The 18,910-nt window shown below is 64.5% G+C and carries 15 protein-coding genes; 6 read left to right on the top strand and 9 right to left on the bottom strand.

The annotated features are described in order from the left end of the window. Positions 1–185: 185 nt before the first annotated feature. The 8 genes from hrpA to V7D81_RS13735 all read right to left on the bottom strand — a co-directional run bounded on the left by hrpA (position 186) and on the right by V7D81_RS13735 (position 10,336). Positions 186–4,091, bottom strand: coding sequence for an ATP-dependent RNA helicase HrpA (gene hrpA, locus V7D81_RS13770; protein ID WP_324317191.1), 3,906 nt, complete (start codon positions 4,089–4,091; stop codon positions 186–188). A gap of 116 nt (positions 4,092–4,207) precedes the next feature. Then, positions 4,208–5,581, bottom strand: a complete 1,374-nt coding sequence (locus tag V7D81_RS13765; RefSeq protein WP_324317189.1) for an ATP-binding protein — start codon at positions 5,579–5,581, stop codon at positions 4,208–4,210. 149 nt (positions 5,582–5,730) lie between these two features. After that, positions 5,731–6,408, bottom strand: a complete 678-nt coding sequence (locus V7D81_RS13760) for a response regulator transcription factor (RefSeq protein ID WP_324317187.1) — start codon at positions 6,406–6,408, stop codon at positions 5,731–5,733. Further along, complete coding sequence (locus V7D81_RS13755) at positions 6,408–6,707, bottom strand: PepSY domain-containing protein (protein ID WP_324317185.1); 300 nt, start codon at positions 6,705–6,707, stop codon at positions 6,408–6,410. Before V7D81_RS13755 ends, V7D81_RS13760 begins: the two co-directional genes overlap by 1 nt. 59 nt (positions 6,708–6,766) lie before the next feature. Then, positions 6,767–7,330, bottom strand: coding sequence for a glycine zipper 2TM domain-containing protein (locus V7D81_RS13750; RefSeq protein ID WP_324317183.1), 564 nt, complete (start codon positions 7,328–7,330; stop codon positions 6,767–6,769). A 164-nt stretch (positions 7,331–7,494) separates the two neighbouring features. Continuing rightward, on the bottom strand, positions 7,495–8,271 hold the full coding sequence (gene mazG, locus V7D81_RS13745; RefSeq protein WP_324317181.1) for a nucleoside triphosphate pyrophosphohydrolase: 777 nt from the start codon (positions 8,269–8,271) through the stop codon (positions 7,495–7,497). A gap of 9 nt (positions 8,272–8,280) precedes the next feature. Beyond that, a complete protein-coding gene (locus tag V7D81_RS13740; RefSeq protein WP_324317179.1) occupies positions 8,281–8,937 on the bottom strand; it encodes a CoA pyrophosphatase in 657 nt (218 codons plus the stop codon). A gap of 1 nt (position 8,938) precedes the next feature. Next, entirely contained in the window at positions 8,939–10,336 is a 1,398-nt protein-coding gene (locus V7D81_RS13735; RefSeq protein WP_324317177.1) for a class II fumarate hydratase, read from the bottom strand. A gap of 90 nt (positions 10,337–10,426) precedes the next feature. Between V7D81_RS13735 and purB the strand changes: the two genes are divergently transcribed. From purB to V7D81_RS13705, 6 genes are all read left to right on the top strand, one after another. Further along, a complete protein-coding gene (purB, locus tag V7D81_RS13730) occupies positions 10,427–11,794 on the top strand; it encodes an adenylosuccinate lyase (protein WP_324317175.1) in 1,368 nt (455 codons plus the stop codon). A 99-nt stretch (positions 11,795–11,893) separates the two neighbouring features. Then, entirely contained in the window at positions 11,894–12,421 is a 528-nt protein-coding gene (locus V7D81_RS13725; protein WP_324317173.1) for an NUDIX hydrolase, read from the top strand. 121 nt (positions 12,422–12,542) lie between these two features. Next, entirely contained in the window at positions 12,543–13,670 is a 1,128-nt protein-coding gene (gene mnmA, locus V7D81_RS13720) for a tRNA 2-thiouridine(34) synthase MnmA (RefSeq protein ID WP_324317171.1), read from the top strand. A gap of 162 nt (positions 13,671–13,832) precedes the next feature. Then, complete coding sequence (gene acnA / locus V7D81_RS13715; RefSeq protein ID WP_324317169.1) at positions 13,833–16,526, top strand: aconitate hydratase AcnA; 2,694 nt, start codon at positions 13,833–13,835, stop codon at positions 16,524–16,526. 187 nt (positions 16,527–16,713) lie between these two features. Continuing rightward, positions 16,714–17,490: an enoyl-CoA hydratase-related protein gene (locus V7D81_RS13710; protein WP_324317167.1), complete on the top strand. Its 777-nt coding sequence runs from the start codon at positions 16,714–16,716 to the stop codon at positions 17,488–17,490. A gap of 5 nt (positions 17,491–17,495) precedes the next feature. Next, positions 17,496–18,449: a hypothetical protein gene (locus V7D81_RS13705; RefSeq protein WP_324317166.1), complete on the top strand. Its 954-nt coding sequence runs from the start codon at positions 17,496–17,498 to the stop codon at positions 18,447–18,449. A 113-nt stretch (positions 18,450–18,562) separates the two neighbouring features. On the opposite strand, the gene V7D81_RS13700 is transcribed toward V7D81_RS13705, so the two are convergent. After that, entirely contained in the window at positions 18,563–18,898 is a 336-nt protein-coding gene (locus V7D81_RS13700; RefSeq protein WP_324317164.1) for a hypothetical protein, read from the bottom strand. Between the last annotated feature and the right edge of the window lie 12 nt (positions 18,899–18,910).

Genomic DNA, 18,910 nt, shown 5'->3' with positions numbered 1-18,910 from the left:
GGAGTTCGGATGACAGATACGGTGTCACATCCCCTCCCCCCTGACCGCCCTAGAAATCGGGACGCCTGACCAGGACAGATGTCGCCAGCAAGAGCGCGGCAGCCGTTGCAAGCAGGCAGCGCAGTTTGCGTTGCTGCCCCCACCCTAACCCTCCCCCGCTACGCGGAGGAGGGGATCAGACTCGCTTACACCCGGCGTGCTTCTGCGCGAGCCAGTTCGAGCTGATCGGCGAGGCGCTTCTCCGAAACAGGAATGACCGCGCGCAGGTCCTGGGCGAACAGCGACACACGGAATTCCTCGATCATCCACTGCAGTTTGTCGAGTTCGGTGCGGATCGCCTGACCTTTGCTCGCGCGGTCGAGTTCGTTGAAGGCCTTGAGGAATGGCGCGACACGCTGTGCGAGTTCGAGATCGCGCTTCACGTTGCCTGCGATCTTGTCGAGCCGGCGGACGAGCGCCTTGAGATAGCGCGGCAGATGCGGCCACAGCAGCGGCGGCACGTCGAGCGGGAAACTGGACGGCACCAGCACGGCGAGCTGCGCGGTGGCGACATCGACGATCGACTTGAATGCCGGGCTCTGCAGGCCACGCAGTTTCTCGCGGACGCCGCGCAGCTCCCTGAGCGTGTCGATCATCTGCGTCGCCAGGCGATCCACCTGCGCGCCGAAGTCCGCGCGATGCCGATCCAGCAATGCCTGGAACGCTTCGGCCGATCGCGGCAGCGGTGATTCCGCGGCCAGGAAGCATTCCATGAAAGCGCGCTCAGCCAGTGCATCGGCGAGCGGGCGGCCCAGGTTGAGCCCCTGCCCCAGCAGCACCAGTTCGCGCTGGTCGGCAAAGCGCTTGCGCGCGTACTTGAACTGCTCCGGCAAGGCCAGTACGGCGAGGCGCAACACGCCCTGCCTGAGCATCGCAGCGGCTTCCTGCGGACTTCTGCTCTCGACGACGTCGACGCTGTCGCCGCGGTCGTGCAAGGTCGGACAGACCGTAAAGCGCAACCCTTTGCGCTCGACCGACTGCTCGTGCGGCAAGGCACCGAAATCCCAGGTGCGATGCTTCGTCGCTGCCGCCATCTGACGCGCCTGCGACACCGGATCGGTCCCGCGGGAACGCAATGTCCGCCGCAGTTCGCCGAGATCGCGACCTTCGGCGATGCGATTTCCCTGCAGATCGGCGACGCGGATGTTGATGCGCAGCGCATCGGGCAGCGGCAGTCGGGACACTTCCTCACCTGAGATCGGCTCGCCGGTCGCGCGCGTGATCCACGCTGCCATCGCGGCGTTGAAATCGCCCTTGCGGTCGATTTCCGCGACGGCACGTGCCGCATGCTCCGGCACGGGGACCAGCGATTTCCGGATGGACTTGGGCAATGCGCGCAACGCGGCGGTGACCTTCTCTTCCAGCCAGCCAGGAATCAGCCAGGCGAGCTGCCCGGCGTCGAGCATCGGCAGCAGCGGCTCCGGCACGGTCAATGTGATTCCGTCGTCGGCAGCGGTCGGCTCGAAGCGATAGACCAGCGGCAGCGCATTGCCCTCGATGCGCAGTTGCTCCGGATAGTTGTTCTCGTCGATGTCATCGACTGCGCGTCGCAGCAGATCGGCGCGCTGCATCTTCAGGGCTGCGCCGTCCACGTTGGCCGGCTCCTTGAGCCAGCGTTCCAGTGCCGCCGTCGAATGGATGTGTTCCGGCAGGTGCGACAGGTAGAACTCGACCATCGCCTGTTCGTCGACCAGGATGTCGCGGCGCCGGATCTTCGCTTCCAGTCGCTCGACCTGCTCGCGCAGCGCGCGATTCTCCTTGATGAAACCGGCGCGCAGTTTCGAACGCCCCTCGATCAACGCCTCGCGCACGAAGATCTCGCGCGCTTCGCGTGGCGCGACATTGCCGTAGTTCACCCGCCGCCGCGCCGACAGCGTGAGCCCGTACAGCGATGTCGATTCGAATGCCGCGACGAAGCCGCGTTCCTCGACCCAGTGCGGCTCGCTGTAGCTGCGCTTCACCAGGTGATCGCCGGCGGCTTCGATCCATTGCGGTTCGACCGCCGCGACCATGCGCGCATAGAGACGCGTCGTCTCCATCAGGCTGGCGGCGACCACCCACTTCGGCGGCTTCGATGCGAGCGGTGTGCCCGGCGCGATCACGAAGCGCGTACCGCGTGCACCCTCGTATTCGCGCTTCTCATCCAGCACGCCGATGCCGCCAAGGAAGCCCGTGAGAATGGCCTGATGCAGATCGCCGTACTCGGCGGGCGCCTGATTCATCGGCAGCTTGAGATCGGCCACGACCTCGCCCAGTTGCCGGTGCAGTTCCTGCCATTCGCGCATGCGCAGGAACGACACGAAATTTTCCCGGCACCACTTGCGCAACTGGTTGCCGGAAAGCGCGGCGCTCTGTTCCTGGAACAGCTTCCACAGATTCAGGACCGTGACGAAATCCGAGCGCGGATCGGCATAGGTGGCGTGCTTCTGGTCGGCCTGCTGCTGCGCATCGGATGGGCGCTCGCGCGGATCCTGGCTCGCCAGGAACGCACTCAGGATCAGCATCTCGGCGACGCAGCGATGATGACCGGCCGCGACCAGCATGCGCGCCAGCCGTGGGTCGACCGGCAGCGTCGCGATCTGCTTGCCGAGACTGGTCACGCGGCGCGAATCGTCGACCGCCTTCAGTTCCTGCAGCAGCCGATAACCATCGTTGATCAGGCGCGTATCCGGCGGATCGACGAACGGAAAGTCCTCGGGTTCGCCGAGGCCCAAGGTCGACATCTGCAGGATCACGCTGGCGAGATTCGTGCGCAGGATTTCCGGCGGCGTGAACTCGGGGCGCTGCAGGAATTCGTCTTCGGCAAACAGGCGGATGCAGATGCCTTCGCTTTCGCGGCCGCAGCGGCCCTTTCGCTGATCGGCGCTGGCCTGTGAGACCGGTTCGATGGGCAGTCGCTGCACCTTGCCGCGCACGCTGTAGCGACTGATGCGCGCGAGTCCGGAATCCACGACGTACTTGATGCCCGGCACCGTCAGCGACGTCTCGGCGACGTTGGTCGCCAGCACGATACGGCGCGCACTGTGGCCCTCGAAGATGCGTTCCTGATCGCGCGTCGACAGCCGCGAATACAGCGGCAGGATTTCAGTGTGATGCAGCTTCGCCTTGCCCAGTTCATCGGCCGCATCGCGGATCTGCTTCTCGCCCGGCAGGAACACGAGCACGTCGCCGCGCGACTCGCGATCCAGCTCGCGCACCGCGCTCACGATGCCCTCGGGCAGCGACAGCTCGGTTTCCTCGTCATCGCCGAACAGCGGCCGATAACGCACTTCCACCGGATAGCTGCGTCCCGACACTTCGATGACGGGCGCACCGCCGAAGAAGTCCGCGAAGCGTTGCGGATCGATGGTGGCGGACGTGATGACGATCCGCAGTTCCGGCCGCTTCGGCAGGATCTGTCTCAGTACGCCCAGCAGAAAATCGATATTGAGATTGCGCTCATGCGCCTCGTCGATGATGAGCGTGTCGTAGCGTCGCAGCAGCCGGTCGTTTTCCAGTTCGCGCAGCAGGATGCCGTCGGTCATGAGCTTGATCCGGCCATCCGGACCGACGCGATCGGTGAAGCGCACCTGATAACCCACCGCGCCGCCGACCGTCGTGCCCAGTTCGACGGCAAGCCGGTCGGCAATCGCGCGCGCCGCGATGCGCCGCGGCTGCGTATGGCCGATCAGACCGAACGCACCGCGCCCTGCTTCGAGACAGATCTTCGGCAGCTGGGTCGTCTTTCCCGACCCGGTCGCGCCGCACACGACGATCACCTGATGCTTCGCCAATGCCGTCGCGATTTCTTCGCGATGCGCAGTGATGGGCAACTCGGCATCGAACTGCAGCCGTAACGGCAACTGCCGCAGCCGCTCGACCTGCCCCGCAGATTTATCGATCGAGTCGCTGAGCGCCGCCGCGACCCGCTCGAACTCCGCGCCATGATCCCGGCGCGCAAACAGCCGATCCATCTCCCGCGCCAGCCGCGCACGGTCCGTCAGCCGCGTCAGCGGCAATCGCTCCCGCAGCGCAAGCAGGCGGTCGTTGATGGATTTCTGCGCGGTGGTCATGGTTCAGAAATGAGATTGGCCGCGAAAAAGCGCAAAGGACTCAAAATGGAAAAGCAGAGATCCGGATTTCCATTCTGGACCTTGCGTTCTTTTGCGCCTTTTTGCGGCCAATCCTCTCACGCCGGCGGCAAGCGAATCTCGATCAGCGCGCCGCCCAGCGCCGACTCGCCGATGCTGATCGTGCCGCCATTGAGCTTCGCCACTTCGCGCACGACAGAGAGTCCGATGCCCTGCCCGCTCACGCGCTCGTCCAGTCGTGCACCGCGATCCAGCACGCGTGCGCGTTCCGCCGGCGGAATGCCCGGGCCGTCATCTTCGACGAGGATCTGCAGGCCGTCGCGACGCGCGATCGGGCTCGACAGCCGATTCGCCGTCACGCGGACCTTGCTGCGTGCCCACTTGAACGCGTTGTCCACCAGGTTACCGGCCATCTCGGTCAGGTCTTCGCGGTCGCCGAAGTAGACGCAGCCTTCGGCCACGCTGAGGTCGCAGGCGATGCCGCGATCCATATACACCTTCAGCAGCGCACCGCGCAGCGCTTCGAGCGCGTCGCGAACGTCGACCGGCGCAGTACCCAGGCCCGTGCCGCCCGAGGCCGCAGCGCGCTTGAGCTGATACTTCACGATGTCATCCATGCGGCCGACCTGTTCGTCGAGCAGCTTCGCCACCGCGAGTTCCTGGCCCGCAGGCGAGTCCAGCAGGTTGCGCATCACCGCCAGCGGCGTCTTGAAACTGTGCGCGAGATTGCCGAGCGTATTGCGATAGCGCTGCAGGCGATCGCGCTCGCTGCGCAACAGCGCGTTGAGATTGGTGGTGATGCCCAGCAGCTCTCGCGGGTAGCCGCCGCCGAGTTCCGTAATCTCGCCAACCTCGACCGCTTCGATCTCCCGCTCCGCACGTCGCAGCGGCGCCAGCAGGCGGCGCAGGAGAATGGCCAGTGCACCGAGCAGCAGCAGCATCAGTACGCTGAACCAGCCGAAGAGCTGTACGCGGAAGCGGTTCAATTGCGCGTAGTACGGTTCGCGGCTCTCGGCGACGCTGTACACGAAGGAGCGTGTTTTCTTCCTGTTGAATTCCCATTCGATCGCGCGACTGAGCGCGAGCACCACGGTTCCGTCCGCCCCGCGCAATTCGCCGAAGCGTCGTTCGCCCGGATGCAGCGTGGGCGAGAACTCCAGTCCGGTTCCTGCCAGCGATGCGGATCGCCAGCTCACGTAACCGTCGCTGCGCACGATTTCGCCGTAGAGACCGGAACCGGGATTGTTGAACCGCATTTCCGCGAGCTGCGCCGCCGGCTGCAGTCCGTCATTCGGCTCTTCTTCCGATGCGGAAATCAGCGCCAGCACCTGAACCTCCAGCCGGTCGCGCACCGACCGCTCGGCGAGATCGCGGAACACGAGATCGAGCGCCACGATCGTGATGCCGAAGAACAGCACGAGCAGCACGCTGACGGAAGCCAGCAGTCGGGTGCTTAACGAGTGCGGCTGCATCAGAGGTTCACACGGAGATCACGGAGTCAGAAGGAGAAGAAATTTCCACGGGGGACACGGGGGGCACAGGGATAAGAAGAGATTTCTTCGGTTCCGAACCCCCGTGTTCCCCGTGTTCCCCGTGGAAATTTCTTCTCCTCTGTTTCTCGTTATTCGCGCTGCAGGGCGAAGCGGTAGCCGCGGCCGCGCAGTGTTTCGATCGGTTTGATGGTTTCGTCCGGATCGAGCTTGCGGCGCAGGCGGCCGATGAAGACTTCGATGGTGTTGCTGTCGCGATCGAAATCCTGCGCGTAGAGACGATCGGTGAGTTCGGCCTTGGAGATGACCTCACCGGCGCGATGGATGAGGTATTCGAGGATGCGATATTCGAAGCTCGTCAGCTCGACGCGCTTGTCGTTCACCGTCACGTCCTGCGTGCGCGGATCAAGCGCGACGGGGCCACAACGCAGCACAGGCTGAGCCCAGCCGCCCGAACGTCGCAGCAGCGCCTGTGCACGCGCCAGCAGTTCCTCGAAGTGAAACGGCTTGGCGACGTAGTCGTCGGCGCCGGCCTGCAGACCTTCGACCTTGTCCTGCCAGCGATCACGCGCCGTCAGAATGAGGATGGGGAAGGTCTTGGATTCGGCGCGCAGTTTGCGGATCAGTTCGAGCCCGGGCAGCTTCGGCAGGCCGAGGTCGATGATGGCGAGATCGAGGGCGTATTCGCGCCCGCAGTACAGCCCCTCTTCGCCGTCGGCCGCAAGATCGACGGTGAAGCCGGAATCCTTGAGCTGCTGTGCGAGGGTTTCACGCAGCGCAGCTTCATCTTCGACGACCAGGACGCGCATCAGTACATCTGCCCCGTCTGTGCATCGACGTGCACGGTCCACACCCGACCGTCGCCGCTCAGCAAACGAATGTTGTAGACCACACGATCGCCATTGAGGGATTGCTGCGCCTTCACGGCCTTGGCGCGATAGCGGCTCTCGGCCATGTTGACGGCCTGATCGAGCGATACGCGCGGGCGATCCGTCTGACGTTCGCTGCGAGGGCGCTTTTCGATCAGGCTCTGGGCACCCGCCACCGGCACCGCCAGGCCGAGGGCCAGGGCGGAAATCATTGCCAGCAGCGAAAGGCGGGATCGCATGGGAGCGGTAGTTTACGGTCGATGGGGTGACGATTCACACCCCATCGACCCGTGGATTTTCACTCTGCCGGCGCGACGGCCACCCGGACCCGGATCTTCGAACCCGGGTCGTACGGCATCCGGGTGGTGTATTCGCGTCCGTTGTAACGGTACGTGACGCGATAGCCATCGATGCGCTCTTCGTACTGATCCTGGTAACGGACTTCGCAGCGCTGCACGACTTCCTGCGTGGTCGAGGTGCCATGGGCGCGGCGCGCGCTGTCGTAGCCGACGCCCGCGCCAATCGCGGCGCCGGCAATCGTCGCGGCGTCACGGCCGCTGCCACTGCCGAATTGATGGCCGATCACGCCGCCGATGATGCCGCCCAATAGCGTACGGCCGCCGACGGCGGGCTCGGAAATGTGCGGGCGCGATTCAACGGTGCGGGCATCGTCCCAGCATTCGCGGCGCGGGGTCTCCACCCGGACCTGCCTGACGATCGGTTCGGCGCGCACGACCGGAGCGTAGTCGTAGTCTTCGTGCCGCGCGTTGGACCAGGAAGGAGGCGCTGCCAGTGTGACCGAGGTCACACACAGACCCGTGAGAACCGCCAGGACACTCGCACCGCGAGCGGAAATCGTCATGTTCTTCTCCACACCCGGCGGGATGAAGCCGGGCATGGGACGCACGATAGGATCGAAGCTCTGAATGAAGGCTGAATCTTCGCCGCGGCTGGGTCTGCGGCGGAGTCACGGAAAGTCACGAAAGTGACGAAGGCCAGAAGACCCCGTGACTTTCGTCACTCCCGTCACTCCTCCTTCTTCGCCTCGTCCCACAACCGGTCCATTTCCTCCAGCGTCGCCTGCTCCGGCGCGCGACCCTCGGCCTTGAGACCACGCTCGACATGACGAAAGCGGCGTTCGAACTTCGCATTGGTGAGGCGCAGCGCCTTCTCGGGATCGATCTTCAGATAACGGCAGACGTTGACGACGCAGAACAGCACGTCGCCAATCTCATGCTCCATGCGCTGCGGATCGGCGCCGGCCGCGACTTCCTCGCGCAGCTCGCCGAGTTCCTCCTGCAGCTTGTCGACGGCGCCGCCGACGTCCGCCCATTCGAATCCGACTTGTGCGGCCCGCTTGCCGAGTTTGCTGGCGCGCGTCAGCGCCGGCAGGGCGAGCGGGACATCGTCGAGCACGCTGTCGCGGGTCGCTGCACGCTCGCGCCGCTTCTGTTCTTCCCAGGCGAGGGTCTGCTGCTCCGCATCGTCGATGCGCGCATCGCCGAAGACGTGCGGATGGCGCCGTTCCATCTTGTCGCAGATGGCATCGACCACGTCGTCGAAGGCGAAGGTGCCCTGCTCGCTCGCCATCTGCGAATGAAAGACGACCTGGAACAGCAGGTCGCCGAGTTCGTCGCGCAGCGCCTCCAGATCCTTGCGTTCGATGGCATCGGCGACTTCGTAAGCCTCTTCGATCGTGTACGGAGCGATGGAGTCGAAGTTCTGCTGCAGATCCCACGGACAGCCGCGTTGCGGATCGCGCAGGCGCGACATGAGGGCGAGCAGGCGGGAAATCGATGACATGGCAACTCGCTAGCGGTTGACGGGCGGAGCGGCAAGCAATCGATACAGGTTCATCAATATCCCGGCCGTGGCGCCCCAGATCTGGTACGCGCCGAAAGGAATGTCATAGACCTGCACCGGCACATCGCCGATGACGCGCTCGCGCGAAAGGTGATTCGCTTCGTCCAGCAGATGCGCGAGCGGCAGCTCGAACGTCGTCTCGACTTCGCGGCTGTTCAGCTTCAGCGTAAAGCCCGGGTTGACGAAGCCCACCACGGGGGTGATGCAGAAACCGGTGAGCACGACCAGCGGATCGAGATAGCCGGCGACCTGGATGTAGTCGCGCATGAGGCCGACCTCCTCCTCCGTTTCGCGCAACGCCGCATCCAGCGGACCGGCGTCGGAGGATTCGATGCGTCCGCCGGGAAAGCTGATCTGTCCCGCGTGGTTCTTGAGCTGCGCCGAGCGCTGCGTCAGCAGGATCGTCGGGCCTTCGTCACGATCCACGATCGGCACCAGCACGGCGGCGGGCGCGAGCGATGCCGGATAGAAGCGCCGGAAGCGGTCGCTGAACTCGGGCGCGATGCCGCCGGCATGCGCCGTCGTCAGATCCGTCGCAGGCTGCGAACCGTGCAGCCTCGCCTCGATCCGCCGGCGCAGTTCCAGTCGATCGGAAAGCCCCGACACGTCAGCCGCCGCCTTCCGCTTTGACGCCACCCTTGGTCAATTCGCGCGGATCGAGCAGGCGGGCGAGTTCCTCGGGCGGCAGCTTCGTCTGCTCGGCGGCGACTTCGCGCACCGGGCGGCGCTCGGCGTAAGCCTGCTTGGCGATCTTCGCGCCCAGTTCGTAACCGATGACCGGATTGAGCGCGGTGATCAGGATCGGATTGCGTTCCAGCGCCGCGGTGACGGCGGACTCGTTCACCTTGAAGCCGGCGATTGCCGCATCCGCCAGCACGCGCGCCGCATTCGACAGCAGGTCGATGCTCTGCAGCAGGTTGTAGGCGATGACGGGCAGCATGACGTTGAGCTGGAAGTTTCCGGACTGTCCCGCAACCGTGATCGTCGCGTCGTTGCCGATGACCTGCGCCGCCACCATCGTCACGGCTTCCGGAATCACGGGATTGACCTTGCCCGGCATGATGCTGCTGCCCGGCTGCAGCACCGGCAGCGAAATCTCGCCGATGCCGGCGAGCGGACCGCTGTTCATCCAGCGCAGATCGTTGGCGATCTTGGTCAGTGATACGGCCAGCGTCTTGAGCTGGCCGGAGAGTTCGACGGCGGCGTCCTGCGACGACAATGATTCGAAGTAGTTCGGACTGGGCCGCAGTTCGAGCCCGCTCTTCAGCGACAGATAGCGCGCCGCCAGTACCGCGAATTTCGGATCGGCATTGATGCCGGTGCCGACGGCCGTGCCGCCGAGCGCAATCGCCTGCAGCCGCGGCCGGCATTCCATGATGCGCGTCGTACCCAGTTCGATCTGCGCGTGCCAGCCGCTCAGCTCCTGGCCGAACGTCACGGGCATCGCGTCCATCAGATGCGTGCGACCCGTCTTGACGATGTCGCCGATCTCACCGATGCGGCGCGTGATCACCGCGTTCAGATAGGCGAGCGCCGGCAGCAGATGCTGCTCGATGCCCAGCAAGGCGCTCAGGTGGATCGCCGTGGGGATCACGTCGTTCGAACTCTGGCCCATGTTGACGTGGTCGTTCGGATGCACCGGCACCTTGGCCGTGCTCGCCAGGTGCGCGATCACCTCGTTGGCATTCATGTTGCTGCTGGTGCCGGAACCGGTCTGGAACACATCGACCGGGAACTGCGCGTCGTGCTTGCCATCGATCACTTCGAGAGCGGCTTTCTGGATCGCGCCGGCGCGTTTCGGATCGAGGCCGTCGAGTTCGAGATTGGCGGTGGCCGCCGCCCACTTGATCAGGCCGAGCGCGCGGATGAAATCGCGCGGCATGCGCAGTCCGCTGATCGGAAAGTTCTCGACCGCGCGCTGGGTCTGCGGCCCCCACAGCGCATCGGCGGAAACCTTGAGTTCGCCGAGACTGTCGCGCTCGATGCGAAATCCGCTCTTCGTCACATTGGGCTCCGTCGATAAAGCTGCCGGAAGGGAAATCCCGATCCGGTTTCGTCCGGACCGGAAACGACAGCGTGCGGTATGATTCTACATATGAACATTCATCTCCTGAACGCCATCTCTCCCATCGACGGCCGTTACGCCGACAAGTGTGCCGAACTGCGTCCGCTCTTCAGCGAGCGCGGCCTCATCCGCCAGCGCGTGCGCGTCGAGGCGTTGTGGCTCAAGGCCCTCGCCGCCGAGCCGCGCATCGAAGAACTGCGCGGACTGCCCACGGAAGCATTGACCGTGCTCGATGCGCTGGCTGCCGAGCTGACCGATGCCGATGCCGTCGAAGTGAAGCGCATCGAGCGCGAAACCAATCACGACGTGAAGGCCGTCGAATACTTCGTGAAGAGCCGGCTCGATGCCGTGCCGGCCTGGCGTTCACGGCGCGAATTCGTGCATTTCGCCTGCACGTCCGAGGACATCAACAATCTCAGCTATGCGCTGATGCTCAAGGAAGCGCGCGACCAGGTGCTGCTGCCGCGGCTGGATGCGTTGATCGCGCGCCTGAAGACGCTGGCCCACGCCAATGCCGACGCGCCGATGATGTCGCGCACGCACGGCCAGCCGGCGACGCCGACGACGCTCGGCAAGGAAATCGCCAACTTCGTGTATCGCCTGCAGCGCCAGCGCCTGCGATTCTCGGCCGTGTCGATCGAAGGCAAGATCAATGGCGCCGTCGGCAACTTCAATGCCCACGTCGTGGCGTATCCGCAGGTCGACTGGCCGGCGCTCGGCTCGCGCTTCGTCGAATCGCTCGGCCTCGTCTGGAATCCGTACACCACCCAGATCGAGCCGCACGACTGGAACGCGGAGTACTTCGACGCACTCGCACGCATCAACACGATCCTGGTGGATTTGTGCCGGGACTTCTGGGGATACATCTCGATCGGCTATTTCCGGCAGCGCGTCGTGGCCGGCGAAGTCGGCTCGTCGACCATGCCGCACAAGGTCAATCCCATCGACTTCGAGAATGGCGAAGGCAACCTGGGACTCGCCAACGCGATGCTGCGCTTCCTCGCGGACAAGCTGCCGGTGTCGCGCTGGCAGCGCGATCTCACGGATTCGACCGTGCTGCGCAACGTTGGCGTCGCGGTCAGCCATTCATTGATTGCGTGGCGATCTATCGAGCGCGGTCTGGAGCGTGTCGACGTGGATCGCAAGCAGCTGGCTGCGGACCTGGATGCGAACTGGGAACTGCTGGCGGAACCCATCCAGACAGTCATGCGGCGGTTCGGCGTGGAGAACGCCTATGAACAGCTCAAGTCATTGACGCGCGGCCAGCGCATCGATGCCGCCAGCCTGCGCGAATTCATCGGCGGACTGGCCATTCCGGAAGAAGCCAGGAAGGGGTTGCTGGCGCTCTCGCCGGCGACCTACACGGGCATCGCCAACCGGCTTGCGCGCGACGTCTGACGTCCCGACGGCGATTGCCTGCTGCTCATGCGCCCGGTTTGTGCCCTATATTTGGGATACTTCACAATTCCGACGTAAGGTCACGGATATACTGACAAAATGTCGCTAAGGCCCGACCTGACCGTAGCTGCCATCGTCGAACGCAACGGCGAGTTCCTGCTCGTCGAAGAGCGCGTGGGCAATGCCATGGTCTTCAACCAGCCTGCCGGGCACGTCGAACGCGGCGAGGAACTGATCGCCGCCGTCATCCGCGAGACGCTCGAAGAAACGGCCTGGACCTTCCAGCCCGAGGCGCTGACCGGCATATACCTGTGGGATCAGCCCGAGAAGCAGCGCACCTTCCTGCGCTTCGCCTTCTGCGGCCAGGTCACTGCGCACGATCCCGCACGTCGCCTGGATCGCGGCATCGAACGTGCGCTGTGGATGAACCGCAGGCAGATCGACCTGCGCGCCGCGCGCCTGCGCAGTCCGATGGTCACGCGTTGCATCGATGACTATCTGCAGGGCCGTCGCTATCCGCTGGATGTCGTGCAGCATCTGCTGTCCGGCATTGCCTACGTCGGTCCCGAACGCCGCTCGCAGCCGCGCGACATCATCGACGATCTGCCGACCTTCAGTCGCCTTTGAGTATCCCCACGGCATCTGCTTCTTCCTGTAGGTCAGGCTTTAGCCTGACACTGCTCAGGCCGGCTAAAGCCGGCCCCACAGCAGATCCTGTGGTCGTTGCAGACGGTTAATCTCCCCGTTCATGGCCTCACCTCTCGTCATCGTCGGCATGTCCGGCGGCGTGGATTCGTCCGTCGCCGCGTGGCTGCTGCTGCAGCAGGGCTACGAAGTCCAGGGGCTGTTCATGAGCAACTGGGACGAGGACGAAGACGGCTACTGCACGGCCGCCGCGGATTTTCAGGATGCGCGGAAGGTATGCGAACAGCTCGGCATTCCGCTGCACAAGGTCAGTTTCGCCGGTGAATATCGCGAGCGCGTGTTCGCGTACTTCCTGGAGGAATATCGCGCCGGACGTACGCCCAATCCGGACGTGCTGTGCAATCGCGAGATCAAGTTCGGCGTGTGCTTCGACTACGCACGCCGGCTCGGTGCGGAATGGGTGGCGACCGGCCACTACGCGCGCGTGGTGCATGAACCGCGGCCGCGCTTGCTCAAGGGCCTCGATCCCGGGAAAGACCAGAGCTACTTCCTGCACGCGATGCCCGCCGCCTCGCTCGCCCGCACGCTCTTTCCCATCGGCGACAAGCACAAGGACGAGATCCGTGCCATCGCGCGCGACCTGACGCTGCCCGTGTTCGACAAGAAGGACAGCACCGGCATCTGTTTCATCGGCGAACGTCCGTTCGCGGAGTTCCTGTCGAAGTACCTGCCCGCGCAGCCCGGCGACATCGAATCGCTCGACGGCCGCCGGCTCGGCCGGCATCAGGGACTCATGTACTACACGCTCGGCCAGCGCCAGGGCCTGCGCATCGGCGGCCAGGCCGATGCATCGGAAGCGCCCTGGTATGTGGCCGGCAAGGATCTGCAGCGCAACGTGCTGCTCGCGGTCCAGGGGCACGATCATCCGGCACTGCTGAGCGACAGCCTGACGGCCGCGCAGATGCAGTGGGTCGCGGGCGCTGCACCCGCGCCCCGATTCGAGTGCACCGCGAAGGTTCGCTATCGCCAGGCCGACCAGGTCTGCCGCGTGACGGTGATCGACCGCGGCACCGTCGATATCCGGTTCGTCCAGCCGCAGCGCGCCGTGACACCGGGGCAGTACGCCGTGCTCTATCTCGGCGAGGAGTGCCTGGGCGGCGGAGTCATCGAATCCACCCGTCCCCATACGCGCGACCTATCGTCGCCCGTGGCTGAGACTGGTTCTCATTAGATCGCGGGCCTCTGGCTGCCAGACGTTTCATATATCGACCGACCCCACTGACTCAGTTTTCAGGTCTACTTCGACTCGCGGAGCGGCTATAATTCCGCGCGCTGAAAACCGGGGTCCGTCCATTCGCGATCGACTGCCCGGTCCATTTTTCCCGGAGGACGCATGAAAGACTCGTTCAAGGCGCGCACCACGCTCGCTTGCGGTAGCCGCAACTATGAAATCTTCAGCCTCGCCGCGCTGAAGGACCGCAACGTCGCACGCCTGCCCTTTTCCCTGAAGATCCTGCTCGAAAACCTGCTGCGCTTCGAAGACGGCGTGAATGTCACGCGCGCCGACATCGATGCGCTGCTCAACTGGGATCCGAAGGCCGCGCCTTCCTACGAAATCTCCTTCACGCCAAGCCGCGTGATCATGCAGGACTTCACCGGCGTGCCCGCGATCGTCGACCTCGCCGCGATGCGCGAAGCCATGATCAAGCTCGGCGGCAATGCCGATGAAATCAATCCGCTGTCGCCGGCCGAACTGGTCATCGACCACTCGGTACAGGTCGATGCCTACGGCTCGCCGCAGGCCATCGTCGAAAACAACCGCATCGACTTCAGCCGCAACACCGAGCGCTATGCGTTCCTGCGCTGGGGCCAGACCGCGTTCCAGAACTTCAAGGTGGTGCCGCCGAACACCGGCATCGTTCACCAGGTCAACGTCGAGCATCTCGCGCGCGTCGTGTTCGATGCGCAGAGGGACGGCGTGAACTGGGCCTACCCGGACACGCTGGTCGGCACCGACTCGCACACGACGATGGTCAACGGCCTCGGCGTGCTCGGCTGGGGCGTCGGCGGCATCGAGGCCGAAGCGGCCATGCTCGGCCAGCCGGTCACGATGCTCATCCCGCACGTCATCGGCTTCAAGCTGACGGGCACGCTCAAGCCCGGCACGACCGCGACCGACCTCGTGCTCACGATCACCGAAATGCTGCGCAAGAAAGGCGTGGTCGACAAGTTCGTCGAGTTCTTCGGCGATGGCCTGGCGAACCTGCCGCTCGCCGATCGCTCGACGATCGCGAACATGGCGCCGGAATTCGGCAGCACCTGCGGCATCTTCCCGATCGACGAAGAAACCCTGAAGTATCTCGACCTGACGGGCCGCAGCGCCGAGCAGATCGCGCTGGTCAAGGCCTACGCACAGCACCAGGGCATGTGGCGCAACAACGGCGACGCACAGGCCGATTACACCGACGTGCTCGAACTCGATCTCGGTACCGTCGAACCCTCGCTCGCCGGCCCGAAGCGTCCGCAGGATCGCGTGCCGCTGCGCACGGCGAAGCAGACCTACGCCAGGACGCATGCCACGATGGCGGAAGAACGCTCGAAGAAGAATCCGTCGGCCACCGGCGTCGGCAAGGCGACGGTCAACGGCAAGTCGTTCGACGTCAAGGACGGCGACGTGCTGATCGCCGCCATCACGAGCTGTACCAACACGTCGAACCCCGCCGTGCTGATTGCTGCCGGCCTCGTCGCCCGCAATGCCCGCAAGCTCGGCCTGACCTCTAAGCCGTGGGTGAAGACGAGCCTGGCACCCGGCTCGCGCGTCGTGACCGACTATCTGACGAAGGCCGGCCTCACGCCGGATCTGGAAGCCGTCGGCTTCTACACGGTCGGCTACGGCTGCACGACCTGCATCGGCAACTCCGGTCCGCTGCTGCCGCAGATCTCTGAAGCCGTGAAAGCAGGCGACGTGATCGCGACATCGGTGCTCTCGGGCAACCGCAACTTCGAAGGCCGCGTGCATCCGGAAGTGAAGATGAACTTCCTCGCCTCGCCGCCGCTCGTCGTCGCCTACGCCCTCGCCGGCACGTTGAACCTCGATCTCACGACCGAACCGCTCGGCACGAGCGCCGACGGCAAGCCGGTCTATCTCAAGGACATCTGGCCCTCGCCTGCCGAGGTTCAGGAGTTCATCAACAAGTCGGTCGACTCCGCCATGTTCCGCAAGGGCTACGCGAGCGTGTTCGCCGGCGATGAAAACTGGAATGCGATCAGCCTCGGCGCCGGCAAGATCTATCAGTGGGACGACAAGTCGACCTACGTGAAGAATCCGCCGTACTTCGTCGGCATGACGATGAAGCCGAACCCGGTCGCCGACATCCGCAATGCCCGCGCGCTGGCGTTGCTGGGCGATTCGGTCACGACGGACCACATCTCCCCGGCGGGCGACATTTCCAGGACGAGCCCGGCCGCGAAATACCTCGTATCGCTGGGCGTACAGCCGGTGGACTTCAACTCCTACGGCGCACGCCGCGGCAACCACGAGATCATGATGCGCGGCACGTTCGCCAACATCCGCCTGCGCAACCTGCTGGCTCCGGGCACCGAAGGCGGCGTGACCGTCCACGTCCCGAGCGGCGAACAGATGAGCATTTACGACGCCGCCATGCGCTACAAGCAGGAAGGCACGCCGCTCGTGGTTCTGGCCGGCAAGGAATACGGCACGGGCTCCTCGCGCGACTGGGCCGCCAAGGGCACGATGCTGCTGGGCGTGAAAGCCGTCATCACCGAAAGCTTCGAGCGCATCCACCGCTCGAACCTGATCGGCATGGGCGTGCTGCCGCTGCAGTACAAGGAAGGCCAGAACGCGCAGTCGCTCGGTCTCACCGGCAAGGAAAGCTTCGAGATCATCGGGCTCAACGGCGGCGCGGCGAAGGTCGTCACCGTGGTCGCTACGCCGGATAGCGGCGCGCCGATCAAGTTCGAAGTGCGTGTGCGCATCGATACCCCGAAGGAGCGCGAGTACTTCCAGCACGGGGGCATCCTGCACTACGTGCTGCGTCAGCTGGCGAGCGGCAGCAAGGCTGCATGATGGAACGAGTGACATAGGTCACGAGGGTCACGAAGGTGACGAAGAAGGGGGAGCGAGAGCTCCCCCTTCTGCATTTCGGACCCACGTAACTTTCGTCACCCGCGTCACTTCCGTCACTTTCAGCATCGATTGAATTCGCAACGGCCGCACACCGATAATCGGCGCCGCCTCTCATCTGGAGCCCGCCATGACAGACCACATCCGCATCGGCGTCGAAGACCGCGTCATGCGCATCGCGCTCAACCGGCCGGACAAGAAGAACGCGATCACCAATGCCATGTACGCGGCCCTCGGCAACGCGCTCGACAGCGCCGAGAAAGATCCGCAGGTACGCGCCGTGCTGCTGGAAGCCGAGGGCGATGCCTTCACCGCCGGCAACGATCTCGGCGACTTCGCCGCAGTCGCCTCGGGCCAGCTGGCACGCAGCGAAATGAAGTCGCACATGTTCCTCGATGCGCTGGCTCGGGCGGAAAAGCCCTACGTCGCCGCTGTGCAGGGCTTCGCCGTGGGCATTGGCGTCACGATGCTCATGCACTGCGATCTCGTTTACGTTGCCGAGAACGCCAAGCTCTCCACGCCGTTCGTGAATCTCGCGCTCGTGCCCGAAGCGGCATCGAGCTGGCTGATTCCCGCCCGTATCGGACACGCGCGTGCCTTCCAGATGTTCGCACTCGGCGAACCCGTCGACGGCAGGACGGTAGCCGCCATCGGACTGGTCAATGCGGCCGTGCCGGCGGATCAGGTTCGTGCGAAAGCGCTCGAAGCCGCCAAGGCGCTTGCGACGCGACCGCTCGGCGCGTTGCAAGCCACCAAGAAACTGATGCGTGACGCAGCGGCGATTTCCGCCGTCATGCAGCGCGAGGGCGAGATCTTCGGTCAGCGATTGAAAACAGCCGAAGCCGCCGAAGCCTTCCGGGCCTTTGCCGAACGGCGTCCACCCGACTTCACGAAGATCTCCGGATGACCGCCATGCAAGCACCGTTCGACACACCCATCGACGATTCCGCCGACCTGCTCGTCGGCCCCCTGCGCGGTCCGCGGCAGATGCTCGCGACACAGCAGTACGACAATCACACCTCCATCCACGACGACGCGACCGCGCAGAAACTCGGCTTCAAAGGCGGCACGATCGAAGGTCCGACGCATTTCAGCCAGTTCGTACCGCTGTGTGTCGCGCTGTGGGGAACGCGCTGGCTCGAAAGCGGCTGTCTCTCCGCCCACTACCGCAATCCCTGCTTCGAGGGCGAACGCGTGCGCGCTTTCGTCGCGAGGCCGAAGAACGGCGAAACCCAGACGACGATCTGGATGCAGCGCGAAGATGGCGTGGAGATCCTGCGCGGCACCGCCGCCGTGGGCAGCGACAACCCGCCCTCGGCACTCGAACAGCGCATCAAGGATCTGGCGCCACCCGACAGGCTCGTCATCCTGCACGACGTGAGCGTCGGCATGCGCGGCCAACGGATGCGCATCCGCATGGACGCCAACCAGCACATGGGCCACCTCTATCCCTTCTCGCTGGCCGACAAGCTCAAGGTGATCACGGAGAATTCGCCCTGGTATTCGGCCGCCGGCGCCGGCAGCTCGCCCTGGGGTCGCGCGATCATTCCCGTCGAGATGATCAGCGTGCTGTTGAACCACAGCCGCGACGCGAATGAATTTCCCGTCCGCGGTCCGGTCGTCGGCCTGTTCGCCGATCAGGAAATCCGCCTCATCGGCGGCCCGCTGTTCGTCGGCGAGGACTACGAGATCGAACGCGAAGTGGTGGCGCTGAGCGGCAGCCGCCGCACCGAAAGCATGTGGATCCGCACGCGCGTAATGAAGCCGGGCAGCGACGAAGTCATCGCCACGATGCTGCTGAATTCAGCTTCGCTGAAGGATTCGTACGCGAACTACGCGCGCGATCTGGCGGCGTTGGAAAGTTGAAGACAGGAGAAGATTAATGGCCGCAAAAAGGCGCAAAGAACACACATTGTGAAAAGAATCCGACTCTGAACTTTGCGTACGTCTGCGCTTTTTTGCGGCCATTCATTCTTGATCTATCTGCCGCGACGTTTCGCGACATTGCCCTGCTTGCGGTTGTTCCGTGACCGCATCTGATCCTGGATGCGCTTCACGAGCTGCAGGTGCTGGGCCGGCGGCAGTTCCTGTTCGTCTTCCACACCCCACTGTTCCTTGAACGCGCGCACGGCTTCTTCCCGGACGGCGGCGTGACGGTTCGACAGCATCAGCGAATCAGGCGAGCACACGCGCGCGCGGATCAGGCCGAGATCCTCGGCCGCATGGAACAGGCTGGGATACCAGCTCTGCCAGGTCGGCAGCAGGTTCTCGACCTGCTCGCGCAGACTCAGCCGTTGTGTCGTCTCGGTGGTCATGTTCGCTGGTCT

This window comes from Povalibacter sp., assembly GCF_036735925.1.
Classification (GTDB): domain Bacteria; phylum Pseudomonadota; class Gammaproteobacteria; order Steroidobacterales; family Steroidobacteraceae; genus Steroidobacter.
This window is presented reverse-complemented; position numbering and strand designations above follow the sequence as displayed.

Bases quoted from the DNA above. Each gene is read 5' to 3' on its own strand.
- V7D81_RS13755 (WP_324317185.1), bottom strand. From the start codon at position 6,707: ATGCGATCCCGCCTTTCGCTGCTGGCAATGATTTCCGCCCTGGCCCTC.
- V7D81_RS13760 (WP_324317187.1), bottom strand. From the start codon at position 6,408: ATGCGCGTCCTGGTCGTCGAAGATGAAGCTGCGCTGCGTGAAACCCTC.
- purB (WP_324317175.1), top strand. From the start codon at position 10,427: ATGAACATTCATCTCCTGAACGCCATCTCTCCCATCGACGGCCGTTAC.
- V7D81_RS13710 (WP_324317167.1), top strand. From the start codon at position 16,714: ATGACAGACCACATCCGCATCGGCGTCGAAGACCGCGTCATGCGCATC.
- mazG (WP_324317181.1), bottom strand. From the start codon at position 8,271: ATGTCATCGATTTCCCGCCTGCTCGCCCTCATGTCGCGCCTGCGCGAT.
- V7D81_RS13705 (WP_324317166.1), top strand. From the start codon at position 17,496: ATGCAAGCACCGTTCGACACACCCATCGACGATTCCGCCGACCTGCTC.
- hrpA (WP_324317191.1), bottom strand. From the start codon at position 4,091: ATGACCACCGCGCAGAAATCCATCAACGACCGCCTGCTTGCGCTGCGG.
- acnA (WP_324317169.1), top strand. From the start codon at position 13,833: ATGAAAGACTCGTTCAAGGCGCGCACCACGCTCGCTTGCGGTAGCCGC.
- mnmA (WP_324317171.1), top strand. From the start codon at position 12,543: ATGGCCTCACCTCTCGTCATCGTCGGCATGTCCGGCGGCGTGGATTCG.
- V7D81_RS13700 (WP_324317164.1), bottom strand. From the start codon at position 18,898: ATGACCACCGAGACGACACAACGGCTGAGTCTGCGCGAGCAGGTCGAG.
- V7D81_RS13750 (WP_324317183.1), bottom strand. From the start codon at position 7,330: ATGACGATTTCCGCTCGCGGTGCGAGTGTCCTGGCGGTTCTCACGGGT.
- V7D81_RS13725 (WP_324317173.1), top strand. From the start codon at position 11,894: ATGTCGCTAAGGCCCGACCTGACCGTAGCTGCCATCGTCGAACGCAAC.
- V7D81_RS13765 (WP_324317189.1), bottom strand. From the start codon at position 5,581: ATGCAGCCGCACTCGTTAAGCACCCGACTGCTGGCTTCCGTCAGCGTG.